This is a genomic window from Streptomyces sp. V4I8, assembly GCF_041261225.1.
Classification (GTDB): Bacteria; Actinomycetota; Actinomycetes; order Streptomycetales; family Streptomycetaceae; genus Streptomyces.
In genome coordinates, this window is record NZ_JBGCCN010000001.1 from 3,820,280 (window position 1) to 3,835,729 (window position 15,450).

Below are 15,450 nucleotides of genomic sequence, written 5' to 3' on the forward strand. Positions count from 1 at the left end.
CGGATGCTGGTGGCCGAGCAGGCGGTCCGACGAGGTGCCCCGGTGGGTGTGGTGGACGTATGCACCGCGGCCGTGGCCGCGCTGCCGGTCGGCGGGGCCGGGCTGTCGGCGATGTCCAAGGCCGCGGCGAGCCATCCGCTGTGCAGCACCGACGACATCAGCGAGCAACTGGAAGAGCTTCAGCTCACGCTGGGCGAGGGGCCCTGCGTGGACGCCTTTGTACGCGGCTCGGCCGTCCTGACACCCGATCTGGACACCGCTGAACTTCAGGAGCACTGGGCCGTGTTCGCCGACGCGGCTCTGGAAGCCGGAGCCCGCGCGGTGTTCTCGCTCCCCCTGCAGAAGGGGGCGATCAGCCCGGGAGTTCTGGATCTGTACGCCCGCATTCCGACCGTACTGGACACGGAGGAACTGGCCGACGCACTGGCGTTCGCCGATCTCGCGACGCTGCTCCTGCTCGACACGAGGATCGACGAGGCGGGCGCGTCGGCCGGCGCGCCGGCCGGCGGGCCGATGCCGGACCGCGGCTTCGAGGACCTTGGCGCATACCGAGCAGAGATCGACCAAGCCAGCGGAATGCTCACTGCTCAGCTCGGAGTCGGCATCGAAGAAGCCTTCGTCCGGCTCCGCGCCCATGCCTATGCGCAGGGACGCCGGCTCGCGGACGTGGCCGCCGACGTGGTGGCCCGACGGCTTCGCTTCTCCCGGGACGCGGAGCCGGACCAGGCCGAGGAGGAAACCTGACGCATCGGTTCCCGGCCAAGGAACGTGCCGTACTTCCCGCCCCTTCGGGCAGGGACTAGTCTCAATCGAGGGTGTCCGCGATGGATCAACAGCTTCTGGCCAAGACCTTCGTCGAGCTGGCCGACAATCTGGTCGCCGACTTCGACCTCATCGATTTCCTGCGCCTGCTGACCGACCGCTGCGTCGGCATGCTCGACGTGAGCGCCGCCGGGGTGCTGCTCGCCGACCGGGACGGCAAACTCCGCGTCATGGCCGCCTCCGACGAACAGGTGCGCCTGCTGGAGCTCTTCCAGCTCCAGAACGACGAAGGCCCCTGCCTCGAATGCTTCCGCACCGGCGCACCGGTGATCGTCCCCGACCTCGGCACGGCGACCGCCCGCTGGCCGCGCTTCGCGGTCGCGGCCCAGCGCGGCGGGTTCGGGGCGGTCCAGGCCCTGCCCATGCGCCTGCGGGACGAGATCGTCGGCGCCCTGAACCTCTTCCGCACCACCCCCGGCCCCTTCGAACCGGCCGCCACACCCGTCGCCCAGGCCCTGGCCGACGTCGCCACCATCAGCCTGCTGCAACAACGCACCGCTCAGCGCAGCACGGTGCTCAACGAACAACTGCAGACGGCGCTGAACAGCCGGGTACTGATCGAACAGGCCAAGGGGAAGCTAGCCGAACGCCAGGACATCGACATGGAGCAGGCGTTCACCGCGCTGCGCGGCTACGCCCGCTCCCACAACCGGCGCCTGGCCGATGTGGCCCGCGCCCTCATCGACGGTTCCGAACCCCTCACCGGCCTGGGGTCCTGACCCACGCATCGCCGGAGCCCGCTTGCTCTGCACCGTCCTCGATCAGACGGCGGTCTGAGTTCCGGTCATGGCGTGGATCGCTCGCCGTCCGCTTGGGCGCGCACGCGGTCATCTCCGGTCCTCCGCGTGGAGGCGCCTCAGTGCTCGGCGAAGCTCCCGCTGTACCGGTTCCGGGAGCATCCGGTCCTTCGTCGTGGCGACCAGGGCCGCGGCCACGTCCCGGAGCTTGATGTTGCAGCGCTGCGACACGCCCACCAGTAAGTCCCAGGCCCTCTCGCCGGAACACGGGGCCAGGGCCATCACCATGCCCCGTGCCTGGTCGATCACCGCATGGCTCACCAGGGCCCGGCCCAACTGCTCGTTCCTGGCGCGCAGTTCGACGACGTCGGCCAGCAACGCCCCGTCCCCCTCGGAAGGCACAGTCCTCAACAGCCGCCGTTCTTCACGGGGCGGGGTCATGTGGTGCATGGTCCGTACCTCACAGGGCAGTCATCCCGTCGATGGGTGATCAGTGGCGCGCCGGTTGCCGTTCGCCGGCCGCACCGGGCTTGCAGGGCAGTCCGTGTCTCGGCGCGCAGCACCACGACGCCCTGTCCACCGGGCGCTTCACGGGTCACCTGCGGTGTTCGCGGTCCCGGCGGTCCTCGCGCCGCCAGCGTGCCCGGTTCTGACGGCTGTAGCGGCGGTCCCAGCGTTCCTGGCGATTCCGGCGCTCCTGGTAGTCCCGGTAGTCCCCGAGATCGGAACTGCCGCTGCGGCTCCGGCCGCCGCCACGATCGCGGCCGTGTCGGGTGGCTGCATAGACCAGCACCGCCGCGGCCACCCACCACATGGGATCGAGGAAGCCGAAGCCGAACAGGACCGTGATGAGGATGAGGAGCAGGACGAACACGGTGGGCCTCCCCGGGAGCGGGACACAGCATCGATACCGGGGACTGGGGCCTCACCCACAGCGTAGTCCTACCCAAGGGGTGCGGATAGCGTGCGACGTGAGCACGGTCTGCCTGGCGTGGATGGCTACTTGAGACCTGCCGAGGCTCCGTTCACCCCGGGGGCTCCTGCCCAGCGATGACGAACTCGCGGCCCAAGCGAAATGACCAGTTGCAGGGCCGCATCTCACTTACGCCGTTTCGGAGCGTGTGCCATGCGTGGGAGTTCCTCGTACAGCAGCCGGCCCACCAGCGCGCCGCCGAAGACGACGACACCTACGCCGACCAGCCAGGACTGGATGACGAGGACGGTTCCGACGGGTCCGTAGGTGACGGGGAACGTGGGCGGCACCAAGACCGAGATCGGCGACGGACGTCCGGGCATGACGAACGTCGTCCGCACCACGGACGGCAAGTGGATGATCACCTACGAGTACTGGGGCGGCGGGCCAACACCCGCTACCGGATCGCCGACAACCCGCTGGAGTTCTTCAAGGGCTCCGCCACCGGCACCGGCGTCAACTCCCTCCCCGTCGACACCGGTTCCCGCCCGCTCGCGATGAGCGGCAGCCCGGTCCTCATCCGGCTTCCCGGCGGACGCCTGGTCTACAACGCGGCCGGCAGCGGCAGCGTCTGGGTCAACGAGAGCGGGCGCAGCGACGGAACCTGGAAGGAGTACCAGACGACCCTGGGCTCCGGCTACAGCCGCAACCTCACCTACGTCGAGACCACCGGCCGTATCTCCATCCTGCGCAACGGCGGCACCTCGGTGCTCTCCTACGCCGACCTCGACCTCGGCCAGTCGGCTAGCGCCTACTACCAGTTGGTCAACCGCAAGACCGACCAGGTGATCGGCACCGGGAACAAGACCAACGACGCCAACCTCGGCAACGCCGACGTCCCCGACGTCCGCCTGGAGGCGCCCGGATCGGACGCGAACCCGGACACCCAGTACTGGCACGTGCTCACCGAACCGAAGGGTGGCGTCAGCCTGCTGAACAAGTCCGGCGGCCGCGCGGCGGCGATCTGGACCGGGAGCGCCACGGCCGGTCAGAAGATCGGCCAGTGGGTCGACAACAGCGCCACCGGCACCTGGAACCTCGTCAAGACCGCCGACGGGTTCTACAGGTTGCAGGCGGCCAAGAACACCAGCCTGTACCTGACCGGCGCGACCGCGGGGGCACAGCTGACCCTGCAGACCGCGACCACCGACGGCTCACAGGACTGGGAACTCGTCCAGTAGGCCCCTGACGACCAGTCCGCGGAAACACTCGGTGGGGGAATCCCGTCCAGGGGCTCCCCCACCGAGCCGTGGTCATCGCGCCACCCCCGCGACGGTCACAGGTCGGTGCCACCGCTGACGTCGAGGTACTGACCGGTGATCCAGCGGGAGTCGTCGGAGGCGAGGAACGCCACCACGTCCGCCACGTCGGACGGCCTGCCGATCCGGTCGAAGACGGACCGCGCGGCCAGGGCGGCCCGCGCCTCGGGGGTCGTCCTGCGCCGGGCGTTCATGTCCGTCTCGACGAACCCCGGCCCGACCGTGTTGACGGTGATGCCGCGGCCGCCGAGTTCCTTCGCCAGCGCCAGGGTCATCGTGTCCAGCGCGCCCTTGGACATGGCGTACGCGAGGGACTCGGGAAAGGCCCGCCGGGTGGCGAGGGACGAGATGTTGATGATGCGGCCGCCGTCGCGCATCCTCGGCAGCGCGCCCTGCACGAGGAAGAAGGGCGCCTTGGCGTTGACGGCGATCATGCGGTCGAAGACCTCGGGGACCGCCTGCCCCACCGGCCCCGAACCGCTCGTTCCCGCGTTGTTGACCAGGATGTCCAGCGCGCCCCCGCCATCCGCCGCCGCCTCGCCCCGCTCCTCCCGCACTCCGGCGTCGAAGGCCTCGAAGACGGCGGCGGCGTCGCCCGGCACCCCGAGCTCGGCCCCGAGCGGGAAGGCGCGCCCGCCGTTCTGCCGTATCTCCGCGACGACTTCCCGGGCGGCGGCCTCGCTGTGTCCGTAGTGGACGCCGACCAGCGCCCCGTCCCGGGCGAGCCGGGTGGCGATGGCCCGGCCGATGCCGCGGCCGGCCCCGGTGACCAGGGCGGTCTTGCCTGTCAGTGCGCGTTCGATGTCCACGAAGCCCCTGTGTGTTCGGAGATGGAGAGGAAGTACGGGAAGGGGGAGAAGTACGGGGAGAGGACCCGCGGGGAAGGGACGAAGCCTTCCCCTCAGCGGTTCAGCAACTGCCGGTACCACGGGGCGTGTTCGGCCAGGTCCCGGGCGAATCCCGCTCCGGGATCGACACCTACGGCCGCCCAGAAACCGTCGTCCGCGAACCAGTGGTCCACGGCGAGCACGCCGAGGTGGTGCAGTGCGCGGGGCTGCCCCGCGAGCCGGGTCCGGGCCTCGTCGACGGTCGGCGGTGTGCCGGGCAGGCGCAGGCCGAGCCGTTCGGCCACCGTGTCCAGCAGTTCCGAACCGCCCACCGGCTCGGGGTGGTTGACGTGGTGAACGCCCGCCAGTTCCCGCTCCGACAGCCCGGCGGCGAGCACCGCGCGCGCCAACGCCCGTACGTCGACGACGGAGTGGCGGGCGGTGCAGCCCTTGAGGCCTCCCGACAGCAGCTCCATCAGGGTGACCAGCCCGGGTACCACCCATCGGTCGCCGGCCCCGAGCACGAGGTGCGGGCGCAGTACGACCCCTCCCGCGTCCAGCACATGCCGCTCTGCCGCGGCACGGGACCGGCTGGTCGGCGAGGCCGGTGCGAGCGGCAACCCGCCCGGGAGCGCGCCGGTGAAGGGCCCTCGCCCGTAGACGGCGGCCGTACTCACGTAGACGACGCGGGTCACGCCCGCGCGCGTCGCCTCCTCGACCAGGGCGCGGGTGCCGTGGTCGTTGACGGCTTCGGTGAGCCGTTCGTCGTCGCCGATGTGGGAGGCGCAGTGCAGGACGACGTCGATACCGTCGCAGGCACCGCGCAGTGACTCCGGGTCGGTCAGGTCCGCCCGTACGACGTCGGCCGCCAGGGCGTCGCCGTCCCCGAGTGCGAGGCTCGCCGGATCGCGCAGCACGAGCCGGAGCCGGGCCGGTGTGTCGGCCCGCACCGCGCGGACGGCCGCGGCGACATGGCCTCCGACGAAGCCGCTGCCTCCGGTGACGAGAATGCGTAAGGACAAGGTCGGGGCCTCCCTCTGGCCGACGGCTCCGCGCGCCACGCGCCATGCGCCGCGGTCAACAGTCGGTGACGGACCCGCCGGGGGTCAATCCGCACCTGATCCTCCTCAGCCACCCTCCTCACCCTCCACACCGCCCGCCACACCCCTTCCGTAGAGTCGGTCCTGTCGGTGCCCCGGTCATGGAAAGGAACCCCCATGCGGCTGCGCTGTGCTGTGCTCGACGACTTCCAGAACGTGGCGACCGAGGTCGCCGACTGGTCGCCGCTCGCGGACGAGGTGGAGGTCGTCCCCTTCACCACCCACTTCCCCGACGAGGACTCCCTGGCCGCGGCCCTCGCCGAGTTCGACATCGCGGTCACCCTGCGGGAACGGGTCCCCTTCCCCGCCTCCTTGATCGCCCGGCTCCCCCGACTGAAGCTGCTGATCGCCTCCGGCATGCGCAACTCGGTCATCGACTACGCCGCCGCCGAGGCGCACGGCGTCACCGTCTGCGGTACGGCGAGTTCCTCGACCCCGCCCGTGGAGCTCACCTGGGCCCTGCTGCTCGGTCTCGCCCGCGGCGTCGTCGAGGAGAGCAACGCCCTGCGCTCCGGCGGCGCCTGGCAGCACACGGTCGGCGCCGACCTGCACGGGCGTCGCCTCGGGGTGCTCGGCCTGGGCAAGATCGGCAGCCGCGTGGCCCAGGTGGGGCTCGCCTTCGGCATGCACGTCAGCGCCTGGAGCCAGAACCTGACCAAGGAGTACGCCGACGAGGTCGGCGTCCACCTGGCCGCCTCCAAGGAGGACCTGCTCGCCGACAGCGACTTCGTCTCGATCCACCTCGCCCTGAGCGGCCGCACCCGCGGCCTCCTCGGCCCCGCCGAGATCGCCCTGCTCAAGCCGACGGCGTATCTGATCAACACCTCACGCGCGGCGATCGTCGACCAGGACGCCCTGCTCGCCGCCCTGCACGAGGGCCGCATCGCGGGCGCCGGCGTGGACGTCTTCGACGCCGAGCCCCTCCCCGCCGACCACCCGATGCGCACGGCCCCCCGGCTCCTCGCCACCCCCCACCTGGGCTATGTCTCGCAGGCCAACTACGCGACGTACTACGGCCAGGCGGTCGAGGACATCCAGGCGTACCTGGCGGGTTCCCCGGTACGACGGCTGCCCTGAGGTCGGCGGTCAGGCGTACCGGTAGATCTCGGACATGTCCTCCAGATCGTCCGGGGTGACGTCCCACGGTGGCAGTCGCTCGTTCCGGGCCACGATGCGGCCGTACTGGTCGCTCCTGCGGCCGGGCGGCTTCGCCGGGACATAGCGGTGTTTGCGGTGGCGTCGCTGCCAGCGCTGCCACTGCATGTCGACGAAGGCGTGGACCAGCCAGAAGACGGGGTCGTTGACGGACGCGCCACCGAGCATCGCGCCGCCGACCCAGCGGTGGACGCGGTTGTGGTTGCGCCACGGGTTGTTGCGGCTGCCCCAGCCCTCCATCTTGTTGCGGAAGCCCTTGGTCACCGTCGAGTCCCACGGGGAGACGTCGTACACGGGGTCCTTCAGCGCCCAGTTCAGATCGTCCCGGGTGGGCAGGTCGATCGGCCGGCGGGAGCGGCCCAGGTCCCGGGTGAGGAACTCGATGTTGGTGATGCGCTCCCTGATGGTCCAGTTGCCCGTCGCGTAGGCGAACGGCCCGGTCATCACCTGCCGGTCCAGGCGCCGCCCGTTGCCGCCGAGCAGATCGTCGGTCCAGGGCACCGATGTGGTCGAACGGTCCCGGGTCCAGTCCCAGTACGGCACCGTCACCGAGTCGTCGACGCTGCGCAGGGCGTTCTCCATGTCCAGCACGAACTGGCGGTGCCAGGGCAGGAAGGAGGGCGTCATATGGGCGGCGCGCAGACCCCGGTCGCCGTCCCCACGGAAGTGCTCGATGTGCAGCCGTACGAACTCGTCGTACTCACCGCGCCGTTTGACCTCCAGCAGTGCCTCGACGAACCGCCGCCGCTCGCTGGACGTCAGCTTGCTCACGTTCTTACGCACGTACACCATGCTGTGCCTCCCCGTGCGGGTGCCCGCCGCCGAACGGCCCGGGGGCCAGGTCATGCAACCGCCGCAGGGGCCCGAGCTCGTCGACGGCGGCGCGCGTCGCCTCCAGCGGGGTCCGGTACCAGCTGTAGTGGTCGACCATGCTCAGCCAGGTGCCGTCGGCACGACGCATCAGGTGCAGCGGCCGGCCGTCCACCGTGACCTGCCACTCGGCTCCGAGGGCGGAGAGGCCCTGGAGGGGAAGGGGGGCGCCCTGGATGCGGCGCCCGCGGTAGGTCTCGTCGAAGGGGGTGCCGCTGTCCCGCTTCCCGTCCGCGGGCTGCGCGGGCCGGGAGGCGGTGACGACCGGGGCGAGCGCCACGGCCGCGGAGGCCAGCAGCACCCGCGCCACCTCCCGCCGGGTTCGCCTCTCCGGCTCGCTCCGCACCGGGGCGGCGGCCGCCCCCTGCACCGCACCCACCGACACTCCGTCTGCGCTGACGGCCATCGCTCACTCCTCGTACGGTTCGGCTGTTCGTACGAGTAACCGAGCGGGAGGCCGCGCGGTCACCACCGAAGCGCCCATACGGTGCAATGGTCAGCTGGTCCAGAAGTCCCACCAGCGGGTCAGGATCAGCATCCCGACGATCCCGATGTGCAGCACCGGAAGCACCCAGGTGAACTCCGTGAAGAAGGTCTTCACCGGGCCCGGCGCGGGCAGGAAGTCGTGGCGCACGACGAAGGACGTCACGTACCAGAACAGCGGGATGGTCCCGAGCCAGGCCAGGCAGCACCACAGGCACAGGGCGTTGATCCGGTACAGGGACTCGAACTGCAGCCAGGAGACGAACCCGACACCGAAGAGGCATCCGGCCGCGAAGGTCAGCCAGTACCAGCGCGGATAGGCGGCCCCGGCCAGCAGGCTGACGCCGACGCAGATCACGATGCCGTAGGCCACCAGGCCCAGCATGGGGTTGGGGAACCCGAAGGCCTCGGCCTGGTCGCTCTCCATCACGCTGCCGCAGGACACCACGGGGTTGAGGCTGCAGCCCGGCGTGAAGTCCGGGTCCTCCAGCAGCTTGAACTTGTCGAGGGTGATGACCCAGGAGGCCAGCAGCCCGGCCGCCCCGCACAACACCAGCAGCAGGGCGAACGCCCGGCTGCCACCGACGGAGGGGCGCATCGGTCGCGCGGCGGCGCTTGAGTCAGGGGCCATCGCGCGACCTTATCGACGGTCCGCGGAACATCCCGGCGCACGCTCACCCGACCGGGCGACATCACGGGGTCCATCCGCCCGATCGAGGGACGAGCGCCGAGGGGGTCAGCGGTAGACGCGGAGGTAGTCGACGTCGAAGGTGATCGGAGCCGGGCCGCAGGGGGCCGGGTGGTACTCGCCGGCGCTCAGCGACAGGTTCAGGATCAGATACGCCGACCAGTGCGGACCGACACCGGTGCCGTCGGAGAAGACCCGCTCGCCGTTGACGTACCACTCGACGCAGTGGGCGCCGTAGCTGGTGCCGATGGTCACCCATCGGTCCGGGCCGATCGCCTCGATGTCGGTGTGGTAGGTCGACGCGCGGTTGACGTGGTTGGACAGCTCCAGCAGGTGCGGGTTGTCCGGGTGGTACTCGAAGGAGTCGACCTCGTTCTCGCCGTCCTTCCAGGTCCACAGCGCCGGCCAGGCTCCGGTCCCGGAGGGCAGCCGGACGCCGGTCTCGACATGGTCGCCGGTCCGCACCTGGAAGCCCTCGGCGGAGTACTCGGTGGTGAGCAGGCCGGTGTGCCAGGCCTGCCGACCGTTCTCGAGGGTGCGGCCGGCCGGTGCGGCGGTGAAGGTGGCCGTGCCGTTGGAGACGGTCACACAGCGGGGGGTGAGCCAGTCCAGCTTGTTGTCGTCCGGGTTGTGGTCGCAGTAGCGGTAGGCGCTGGATCGGTCGCCGACCCATTTGGCGCCCCAGGCGATCGGGGTGTTGAACTCCTCCGACCAGATGAGGGATCTGCCACGGGCCGCGGTCGGCGTGAAGGGGGCGCTGTGGGTGGTCATGGCGGGGAGGGTAGGCCGCGCGGGACGTCCCGACGGACCGGCTCGGCGATGGATCCGGCGGACATTTCTGAAATTCATCTTTCAGGTCGCGCAGGCGGCCCAACCGAGCCGGGCGCACCATACGATCAATTGATTCGCCGACCAGATGCCAATCCCCCGGAATCCGACTGCGCATAACATTCTTCACTCCCGCGACTTTCATGCGTATGGAGTAACACGTCGCTTTTGCAGCACCCTTGGACTGCTATGTTCTCCAACCGTCGGATCAGAGGTACTTTCAAGCGAGGTGAATCATGAAGAAGGCAGTTTTCACCACTGCGGCGTTGGCCATCGGTGCGGGTCTTGTGGGTGGCTCCGCCGCCGCGGCGGTCGCCGCCGGGGGTTCGGGTATTTCCACCAGTCCGCTCGGGCTCATGTCCCCGACCAAGGTGACGCCGGCGGTCGTGCCTGCGGCCGATGTCGTGACGCGGCTGGCCCGTGACGGCGGTGTCGCCAAGGGCAGCGCGTTCGACAAGAACAAGTCGGGCGGCATGTCCGGCGTCTACTTGGACGGCATGGACCCGAACGCCGCCAAGCGGCCGACGATTCCGGTGAAGAACCCGGCCGGAAGCGGCGAGGTCCAGGTCCGCCCGCTGCACGCGCCGACGGCCGCCGGCCTCGGCACCCTGCTCCCCAACAAGTGACGACCCGGCAACCCTTTGAGTCGGCCGTACCGGCGCATGCCGGCCCCGGAATTCTGAGACTCTGATCCGGTTCTCGACAGCCGGAGGCCCTCGGCAGGCCCGGACGCATGGATCCGGGCCGCCGGCGTCACTTCCGCATTACGGCGGGCCCGCACCCACTGGCTCCCGCGAACCATCCGTCCGGCCCACCGGCCCTCACCCGCCGGTGGGCCGGACGCATGTCGGGGTCCGTTCCGGCCGGTTTTATTCAGCCGGGACTAAAATTCCCCGGAACGCCGCACGGATTCCAACTCAGGCGAAAGCCGGGCGCACCGGCGGGCACGCCGCATTGCGCCATCCGATGGAATCTGGCCGCGTTTGAATGTTCCCACCGTGACTTATGCATGCATATACGGGTTTCCTTTTCGTAAGCGTGCGCAACCGTGAATTAGGAAGGAACCGAGTTGCCCAAGAAGTTCGCGGTCATCACGGCCCTCGCCCTCAGCACCGTCGTCGGCACCGCCGGCCTTGCCTCCGCTGGTGAGTACGACGGCAACGGCAAGACCACCACCGTCAAGGGCGGTGACGGCTTCTCGTCGTCCCCTGTCGTCGTGAACGCGCCCCAGCAGGGCGTTCTCGTCGTCAACGGCACCGTCGTCGACGGTCGCTGCCTCGCCCCGTGGTCCAACGGAGCCGTTCTCGGCGGCGTCGTCCCACCGAACTCGCACTACGCCGCCTGCAACACGGCGAAGGTCGACCAGGCGCAGAACGCCCCGTACGCGGGCGGCCTCCTGTTCTGACCTCTGCTCCGAGCCATTCGCAGCACGTGAATTACCCCAACGCAGCCCCGAAAGGCGCAACTCATGCGTAAGAAGGTTACGGCCATCTCCGCGCTCGCGGCGGGCATCGCCCTCGCGACCGGCGGCACCGCCGCGGCTGACGCTGACACCACCACCGTCAAGGGCGGCACCGGCTTCTCGTCGTCCCCTGTCGTCGTGAACGCGCCCCAGCAGGGTGTCGCCATCGTGAACGGCACGGTCGTCGACCTCCGCTGTGCCGTGCCGTGGTCGAACGGTGCCGTCCTCGGCGGCGTCGTCGCCCCGAACTCGCACTACGCCTCCTGCAACACGGCCAAGATCGACCAGTCGCAGAACGCCCAGTACAAGGGCGGCCTGCTGTTCTGACTCCTGCTCCGAGCAATTCGGAGCAGGTAAATCCCGAACGCAGCCCGGAAAGGCTCAACTTATGCGTAAGAAGGTTACGGCCATCTCGGCCATCGCCGCGGGCATCGTCCTTGCGACTGGCGGCTCCGCCGCGGCCGACGGTGACACCACCACGGTCAAGGGCGGTAGCGGCTTCTCGGCGTCTCCTGTCGTCGTGAACGAACCCCAGCAGGGGATTGCCGTCGTCAACGGTGCTCTCCTCGACGCTCGCTGCCTCGCCCCGTGGTCCAACGGAGCCGTTCTCGGTGGCGTCGCTGCTCCGAACTCGCACTACGCGGCCTGCAACACGGCCAAGGTCGACCAGGCGCAGAACTCCCCGTACGTGGGCGGCCTCCTGTTCTGAGCAGTGCTTCGCCCCGATGGCGGTCCGCCGGATTCCGGTGGACCGCCATCGGCATGTGCGCGGCCCCACCGACAAGAGGTGCGTGGAGCGCAAAGACCGTGGGCCCTGTCTGCGTCAGCATGCAGACAGGGCCCACGGTCAAGGAGCGCCGGCAAGGAGGAAAGAGCGCCCGTTCAGTTGGTCCAACGGTATCTTTCTCCCCGAGGTCACCCTGAATACTCCGTTCGGTCCAACCGGAATACCAAAGGGCAATCGCACTCTCCCGTACGTGCCCGTACACGCCGAAGGGCCGGCTCCGAGTGACACGGAGCCGGCCCTGGTCTTCGAGCCGAAGGCGACGGCGCGGCAGAAAGGGACGATGATCTGCCCGACTGTCTACCTGATCGGAAGTCCGCCGAGCAGCTGACCGTCGACGGGGTTCGGCAGGGCGCCGCCGAAGACGGGGGTCTTCACCACTCCCTGCGACCGCACGCCCTTCTTCACCTTGTCCGCGGTGCGCTTCACACCGTTCCCCACGTAACCCGTCGGGACCTTGGCGGCCGAGGGGAGGCTGCGGGCGACCGTCTTCCCGTTGTCGACGAGGCCCGTCGCCGGCATGTCCACGGCCGCGGCGCCGGGGACGGTGGCGCCGGCGATGGCGAGGGAGCCGACGACGACGGCAGCAGCCTTCAGGTTCTTCATCATGTTCCTTTCCAGGAAACTCGGTCTCGGTTCTCCTGGGCTAACGAGAGGGGATCCCCCGGGAAACCCCCGTGGCTCCAAATGGGTGGTCCCATGCGTGAAACAACTCCGAAAACGCCACCGTTCCAACAGACTTGACGGCTTCTCAGATAAGTATGGATAAGGGCTGATGCTGCTCATCCCATTAGTCCACAAAAACGGTTGAAACACAGCCCCCTCTCCTCTTTTCTTCGAAAGGGCAGCCTCGGTCATGCGCGTTGCGCCGCACATCCTGCATGTCGCCCAGCCCGTCGAGGCCGGTGTCGCGCGGGTCGTGACGGACCTGGTGGCGGCGCAAATCGACGCGGGGCTGCGGGTGTCCGTGGCCTGTCCGGAGGGCGGCATGCTCACGGACTCCCTTCGGGCGCTGGGCTGCACGGTGGTCCGCTGGGACGCGACCCGCGCACCGGGGCACCGACTCCCGGGCGAGGTAAGGCAGTTGGCACGTGTGGTGCGTGACGTGCGGCCGGATCTGGTGCACGCGCACAGCGCGAAGGCGGGGCTCGCGGCCCGGCTCGCGGTGCGCGGCGGCCTGCCGACCCTCTTCCAGCCGCACGCCTGGTCGTTCGAGGCCGCGGACGGAGTCGTCGCGCGCCTGGCGCTGGGATGGGAGCGGTTCGGGGCCCGGTGGGCGACGCGCGTTCTGTGTGTGAGCGAGGCCGAGCGGCGCACCGGGATGCGCTCCGGTGTCGACGCCTCATGGCGTGTGGTCCCCAACGGGGTCGACACCCGCAGGTTCCGGCCGGAAGGAGAGCGCGCACGGTCCGCGGCCGGCCCGCTCGTGGTGTGCGTGGGCCGGCTGTGCCGTCAGAAGGGGCAGGACGTCCTCCTGGCGGCCTGGCCCGAGGTGGTGCGGGAGGTGCCCGGGGCACGGCTGGTGCTGGTCGGTGACGGTCCCGACGCGGACCGGCTGCGCTCGGGTGCGCCCGCGTCGGTGGAGTTCGCCGGCGCGACATCGGACACCGCGCGCTGGTACCGGGCCGCGGACGTCGTGGTGCTGTCGTCCCGCTGGGAGGGCATGGCGCTCGCCCCGCTGGAGGCCATGGCGTGCGCCCGGCCGGTCGTCGTCACGGACGTGGACGGGGCGGGCGAGAGCCTCCCGGCCGGCCATCCGCCGTCCTGCCTCGTGCCGCCGGAGGACCCCCATGCGCTCGCCCGGGCGCTGACGACGCTGCTGCTCGACGAGCCGCTGCGCGCGGCGCTGGGCGCACAGGGCCGCGCGCATGTGCTCGCCGCCCACGACCTGCGGCACGCCGCGGACGCGGTGACCGACGTCTACCGCGAGTTGCTCGGCCTCGCTACCACGCGGGTCGTCGGACCGAACGGGGGCAGGAAGTGCATCACCACATGACCGCGGAGAGCACCGTCGCCTCACCCGGGCAGCAGCGGACGTCGGAGGACGCCGTCTCCGTACTCGGCCCGCGCGGCCTCACCGCGGGGCGCCGGGCGGCCGACGGACGGGGCTCCCGCCGTCCGCGGCAGGCCTCCCCGGCGCCCCTGTGGCTCGTCGACGGCGGCGCTGCCCTGTCGGCCGCTCTGGTCCTGCCCGCGCCGCACGGGTACGCGCTGGTCGTCGTCCTGCTCGCCCTCGGTGTGATCGGGATGAACCGACGGGCCGCGCTGTACGACACCTCCGTCGTTCCCGGCGTACTCGACGAACTCCCCGCGGTCTGCGGGCGGATCGCCGTCGGCTGGGCGGCTGTCGTGATGTTCTCCCCGCTGCGGTCGCTCCCGCCGGCCCTGCTGGTCACCGCGGTCGCCGTGCACTGCCTGGCCGCCTGCACCGGTCGCGAGGCGGTGCACGGGCTGCGGCGCCGGACACTGCGGCGGCGGCCCTGTCCGGCTCTGGTGGTCGGTCCCCTCGCGGTGGCCCGGCGGGTGTCGGCCGCGTTGCTGCGCCAACCGGGCTGCGGAGTACGGCCGGTGGGGCTCGTCGCCGACGATCCGGACGTCCTCGGCGATGCCGACGACGAGCGCGGGCTGCCGGTGCTCACCACGGCGCAGGACACACGCCGGGCGGTGATCCAGAACGGGGTGGAGACGGTGCTCGTCGTGGGCGCCGCCACCCGGGTGGAGAAGGCCGCTGAGCTGCGGGGGCTGGCCTCGTACGGCTGCGTGCTGTGGGAGCTGGACACGGACCCTCCGTCGTACGGCCTCGGTGGGCGCCGTCAGGAGGCGGGGCAACTGGCCGGTTTCTCACGCAGGTTGCTGGGGCCGGGGTGCGGACGGCGGGCCGGGAGCGTGGTCAAGCGGGTGCTCGACGTGGTGCTCTCGGGTTCGCTGCTGGTGCTGGCCGGGCCGGTTCTGCTGGTGTTCGCGCTGGTGCTGCGGGTCATGGACGGGCCGGGCGTGGTGTTCCGGCAGGAGCGGATCGGCAAGGACGGGCGGCCGTTCACCATGCTGAAGCTGCGCACCCACCGGCCAGCCAGCGACCATGAGGCGGCGACCCGCTGGAGCGTGGCGAACGAGCAGGACATGAGCCCCTTCTGCCACTTCCTGCGCCGCACCTCGCTGGACGAGCTGCTGCAGCTGTGGAACGTCTGCCGCGGCGACATGAGCCTGGTCGGTCCGCGGCCCGAACGGCCGTATTTCGTCGCCAAGTTCAGCCAGGCCCACCCCGGCTACCCGGCGCGCCACCGGATGCGGACCGGGATCACCGGGCTCGCCCAGATCCAGGGGCTGCGCGGCGACACCTCGATCGAGGACCGGTGCCGCTACGACAACGCCTACATCGACAACTGGTCGCTGTGGCAGGACATCTGCATCCTGCTGCGCACGGCGGCACAGTTCGTCCGGCCGACGGGGAGCTGAGCCCTG

At 70.4% G+C, this 15,450-nt stretch carries 18 protein-coding genes and 2 pseudogenes; 10 read left to right on the plus strand and 10 right to left on the minus strand.

Translation table 11 applies throughout. The features are described from left to right. Positions 1–72 precede the first annotated feature (72 nt). Together ABIE67_RS17315 and ABIE67_RS17320 are read left to right on the plus strand one after the other, a co-directional pair. Positions 73–744 (plus strand): ANTAR domain-containing protein, encoded by a 672-nt coding sequence (locus ABIE67_RS17315; RefSeq protein ID WP_370258184.1) that lies wholly within the window; start codon positions 73–75, stop codon positions 742–744. An 80-nt stretch (positions 745–824) separates the two neighbouring features. Then, a complete protein-coding gene (locus ABIE67_RS17320; protein ID WP_370258187.1) occupies positions 825–1,541 on the plus strand; it encodes a GAF and ANTAR domain-containing protein in 717 nt (238 codons plus the stop codon). A 108-nt stretch (positions 1,542–1,649) separates the two neighbouring features. Here ABIE67_RS17320 and ABIE67_RS17325 read toward each other — a convergent pair whose 3' ends face one another. The 3 genes and pseudogenes from ABIE67_RS17325 to ABIE67_RS17335 form a co-directional block, all read right to left on the minus strand. Beyond that, the gene (locus tag ABIE67_RS17325) at positions 1,650–2,000 is read right to left on the minus strand and encodes an ANTAR domain-containing protein (RefSeq protein WP_370258189.1); all 351 of its coding nucleotides are present in this window, start codon (positions 1,998–2,000) and stop codon (positions 1,650–1,652) included. A gap of 154 nt (positions 2,001–2,154) precedes the next feature. Beyond that, positions 2,155–2,433, minus strand: a complete 279-nt coding sequence (locus ABIE67_RS17330) for a hypothetical protein (protein WP_370258191.1) — start codon at positions 2,431–2,433, stop codon at positions 2,155–2,157. A gap of 224 nt (positions 2,434–2,657) precedes the next feature. Continuing rightward, positions 2,658–2,804, minus strand: a pseudogene (locus tag ABIE67_RS17335) (ribonuclease BN); the annotation flags it as partial. Here ABIE67_RS17335 and ABIE67_RS17340 point away from each other — a divergent pair. Further along, positions 2,800–3,713: pseudogene (locus ABIE67_RS17340) on the plus strand (RICIN domain-containing protein); the annotation flags it as partial. The pseudogenes ABIE67_RS17335 and ABIE67_RS17340 overlap by 5 nt on opposite strands. Before the next feature lie 95 nt (positions 3,714–3,808). Here the strand turns inward: ABIE67_RS17340 and ABIE67_RS17345 are convergent. Beyond that, complete coding sequence (locus tag ABIE67_RS17345; RefSeq protein ID WP_370258193.1) at positions 3,809–4,600, minus strand: SDR family oxidoreductase; 792 nt, start codon at positions 4,598–4,600, stop codon at positions 3,809–3,811. Between the two features lie 92 nt (positions 4,601–4,692). Then, complete coding sequence (locus tag ABIE67_RS17350; RefSeq protein WP_370258195.1) at positions 4,693–5,640, minus strand: NAD-dependent epimerase/dehydratase family protein; 948 nt, start codon at positions 5,638–5,640, stop codon at positions 4,693–4,695. 195 nt (positions 5,641–5,835) lie between these two features. Between ABIE67_RS17350 and ABIE67_RS17355 the strand changes: the two genes are divergently transcribed. Next, positions 5,836–6,795 carry a D-2-hydroxyacid dehydrogenase family protein gene (locus tag ABIE67_RS17355; RefSeq protein WP_370258197.1) on the plus strand — a complete coding sequence of 320 codons (960 nt, stop codon included), beginning with the start codon at positions 5,836–5,838 and terminating at the stop codon, positions 6,793–6,795. A 9-nt stretch (positions 6,796–6,804) separates the two neighbouring features. Here the strand turns inward: ABIE67_RS17355 and ABIE67_RS17360 are convergent, their stop codons facing one another. From ABIE67_RS17360 to ABIE67_RS17375, 4 genes are all read right to left on the minus strand, one after another. Further along, positions 6,805–7,665, minus strand: coding sequence for a tyrosinase family protein (locus ABIE67_RS17360; RefSeq protein WP_370258199.1), 861 nt, complete (start codon positions 7,663–7,665; stop codon positions 6,805–6,807). Beyond that, positions 7,649–8,149, minus strand: coding sequence for a tyrosinase cofactor (locus ABIE67_RS17365; protein ID WP_370258200.1), 501 nt, complete (start codon positions 8,147–8,149; stop codon positions 7,649–7,651). Before ABIE67_RS17365 ends, ABIE67_RS17360 begins: the two co-directional genes overlap by 17 nt. 90 nt (positions 8,150–8,239) lie before the next feature. Next, on the minus strand, positions 8,240–8,857 hold the full coding sequence (locus tag ABIE67_RS17370) for a vitamin K epoxide reductase family protein (protein WP_370258202.1): 618 nt from the start codon (positions 8,855–8,857) through the stop codon (positions 8,240–8,242). A gap of 105 nt (positions 8,858–8,962) precedes the next feature. Then, positions 8,963–9,685: a beta-glucanase gene (locus ABIE67_RS17375; protein ID WP_370258205.1), complete on the minus strand. Its 723-nt coding sequence runs from the start codon at positions 9,683–9,685 to the stop codon at positions 8,963–8,965. A 293-nt stretch (positions 9,686–9,978) separates the two neighbouring features. On the opposite strand from ABIE67_RS17375, the gene ABIE67_RS17380 reads away from it, so the two are divergent. The 4 genes from ABIE67_RS17380 to ABIE67_RS17395 all read left to right on the plus strand — a co-directional run bounded on the left by ABIE67_RS17380 (position 9,979) and on the right by ABIE67_RS17395 (position 11,913). Beyond that, on the plus strand, positions 9,979–10,368 hold the full coding sequence (locus ABIE67_RS17380) for a hypothetical protein (RefSeq protein WP_370258208.1): 390 nt from the start codon (positions 9,979–9,981) through the stop codon (positions 10,366–10,368). A 443-nt stretch (positions 10,369–10,811) separates the two neighbouring features. Next, the gene (locus ABIE67_RS17385) at positions 10,812–11,147 is read left to right on the plus strand and encodes a hypothetical protein (RefSeq protein ID WP_370258211.1); all 336 of its coding nucleotides are present in this window, start codon (positions 10,812–10,814) and stop codon (positions 11,145–11,147) included. Between the two features lie 63 nt (positions 11,148–11,210). Continuing rightward, positions 11,211–11,531: a hypothetical protein gene (locus ABIE67_RS17390; protein ID WP_370258214.1), complete on the plus strand. Its 321-nt coding sequence runs from the start codon at positions 11,211–11,213 to the stop codon at positions 11,529–11,531. Between the two features lie 61 nt (positions 11,532–11,592). Continuing rightward, the gene (locus ABIE67_RS17395; protein ID WP_370258216.1) at positions 11,593–11,913 is read left to right on the plus strand and encodes a hypothetical protein; all 321 of its coding nucleotides are present in this window, start codon (positions 11,593–11,595) and stop codon (positions 11,911–11,913) included. A 375-nt stretch (positions 11,914–12,288) separates the two neighbouring features. Here the strand turns inward: ABIE67_RS17395 and ABIE67_RS17400 are convergent, their stop codons facing one another. After that, complete coding sequence (locus tag ABIE67_RS17400) at positions 12,289–12,597, minus strand: hypothetical protein (protein WP_370258217.1); 309 nt, start codon at positions 12,595–12,597, stop codon at positions 12,289–12,291. 247 nt (positions 12,598–12,844) lie between these two features. Between ABIE67_RS17400 and ABIE67_RS17405 the strand changes: the two genes are divergently transcribed. Both ABIE67_RS17405 and ABIE67_RS17410 read left to right on the plus strand, forming a co-directional pair. After that, positions 12,845–13,984, plus strand: coding sequence for a glycosyltransferase (locus ABIE67_RS17405; protein WP_370258218.1), 1,140 nt, complete (start codon positions 12,845–12,847; stop codon positions 13,982–13,984). Further along, positions 13,981–15,444, plus strand: a complete 1,464-nt coding sequence (locus tag ABIE67_RS17410) for a sugar transferase (protein ID WP_370258220.1) — start codon at positions 13,981–13,983, stop codon at positions 15,442–15,444. Before ABIE67_RS17405 ends, ABIE67_RS17410 begins: the two co-directional genes overlap by 4 nt. Positions 15,445–15,450 lie beyond the last annotated feature (6 nt).